Origin of the sequence: Streptomyces katrae, from assembly GCF_000966975.1 — a bacterium.
Classification (GTDB): Bacteria; Actinomycetota; Actinomycetes; order Streptomycetales; family Streptomycetaceae; genus Streptomyces; species Streptomyces katrae.
Map to the genome: position 1 here is coordinate 1 of NZ_JZWV01001605.1, position 1,850 is coordinate 1,850.

At 70.6% G+C, this 1,850-nt stretch carries 1 protein-coding gene; it reads right to left on the reverse strand.

Going from position 1 to position 1,850, the window contains the following annotated elements; all coding sequences use genetic code 11:
• Nucleotides 1-44: 44 nt before the first annotated feature.
• On the reverse strand, nt 45-1,649 hold the full coding sequence (locus VR44_RS39565; RefSeq protein ID WP_211275230.1) for a purine-cytosine permease family protein: 1,605 nt from the start codon (nt 1,647-1,649) through the stop codon (nt 45-47).
• Nucleotides 1,650-1,850: the final 201 nt, after the last annotated feature.

Here is a 1,850-nt window from a genome sequence, read left to right on the forward strand (position 1 = left end):
GCTCGGCCCCGGCGTCCTCGGCGGCGAGCCGGTCGGGCGCGGGGTCATGGCCGCCGGCGCGGGCCGCGGCGGCCGGGGCGGCCGGGGCGCACAGGGTGAGGCAGAGGGCCGCCGAGGCGACTCCGTACCGCGCGAGCGTCGTCCGCATGGCGACCCCTTCGTCTCATCGTCCTGTCTGATGAGATGTCAGGATCCTGCCGCTGTACAGGCGCACCGCCGGACGCGGGATCCGTTACGCCCGAAGAGGCCGGGTGGACGGTCGCCGCGGGCGGGTTGGCGGTGCGCCGCGCCCAGAGCCAGTACAGGGCCGAGGTGGCCGCCAGTCCGACGATCCAGGAGATGTCGGCGCCGTCCAGCATCCTGGTGACCGCACCGGTGTACAGCTTGGTGGCCAGGAACGGGACCTGCACGGCGATGCCGAGGAGGTAGCAGGTCAGCGCGGCGGCGTTCCAGCGGCCGTAACGGCCGGCCGGGTCGTAGAGGGCCGGCACGTCGACGCGTTCGCGGGAGATCAGGTAGTAGTCGACCAGGTTGATCGCGCTCCACGGGGTGAACACGGTCAGGAGCAGCAGGACGAAGTTCTTGAAGTTGGTCAGGAAGTCGTCGCTGGCGGCGAGGGCGATGACCATGGACACCGCGATGAAGCCGACGATGTAGGCGGCGCGTACCAGGGGCGAGACGCGCGAGCGGCGGTCGAAGGCGGTGACGGTGGTCAGGATCGACATGAAGCCGCCGTAGGCGTTGAGGCAGTTGACGGTCAGCTTGCCGACCACGATGACCAGGTAGACGAGAAACGCCAGGAACGCGGGGCCCGCCAGCCGGCCGAGGAACCCCACCTGGTCGGGCAGGAAGGCCTTGCCCGCGACGGCCGCGGTGAGCGCGCCCAGCGTCATGGCCCACTGGGATCCGATGACGGAACCGGCGAAGGTGGACCAGAACGTCGCACGGGTACTGGTGTCGCGGGGCAGGTAGCGGGAGTAGTCGGCGACGTAGGGGCCGAAGGTGAGCTGCCATCCGGCCCCGAGCCCCACGGCGAGCAGGAAGGTCGCCGCTTCGAACCCCTTGGCGCCGACGTGCGCCCCGACGTCGTACTGGGTGAACAGCCGCACCATCAGGTAGCCCAGGCCGAGCGCGCCGACGACGGTGGCGACGCGGCCCGCGAGGTGGATGAGGCGGTAGCCGGTCACGGCCACGAGGGCGGTCAGCGCCCCGAACAGCAGGATCCCGGCGCCCGTTCCGATGTGCAGCATCGCGGACATCGCCTGCCCCGCCAGCACGCTGCCGGTCGCGGCGAAGCCGAGGTACATCAGGATCACCAGCAGCAGCGGCAGGACCGCGCCGTACACCCCGAACTGCGCGCGGCTGGAGATCATCTGAGGGACGCCCAGCCGGGGACCCTGCGCGGAGTGCAGGGCCATGACGATGCCGCCGAGCAGGTTGCCGAGGAGCAGCGCGGGTATCGCCCAGAGCGCGTCGGCGCCGAAGACGACCGACAGCGCGCCGTCGACGATGGCGGTGATCTGCATGTTGGCGCCGAACCACAGGGTGAACTGGCTGCGCGGCGTGCCGTGCCGTTCGGAGTCCGGGACCGCCTCGATGGTCCGTCTTTCGACCGCGAGACGGTCTCCGGGCGCGTGTGTTTCCGGCATGGTGGTGGCCCTCTCCCCGCAGCTGTAGCGGCGCAGCAAGGATGAGCTCCGCCGTCGACCCAGGTGGTGCTGCGCCGAATCTGGCATGGGCATGAACAAACGGCAAGATCTTGAATGGCACATTTCAGTGGGTGGTACACCGCTGCCCCGCACCCCCGGCCGGGGCGGATCCCGACGCGGGGGTGAGAGCCGGTCAGGAGC

What these genes read in the sequence shown, in the direction of transcription:
- VR44_RS39565 (WP_211275230.1), bottom strand. Translation starts at nt 1,649, where the DNA reads ATGCCGGAAACACACGCGCCCGGAGACCGTCTCGCGGTCGAAAGACGG.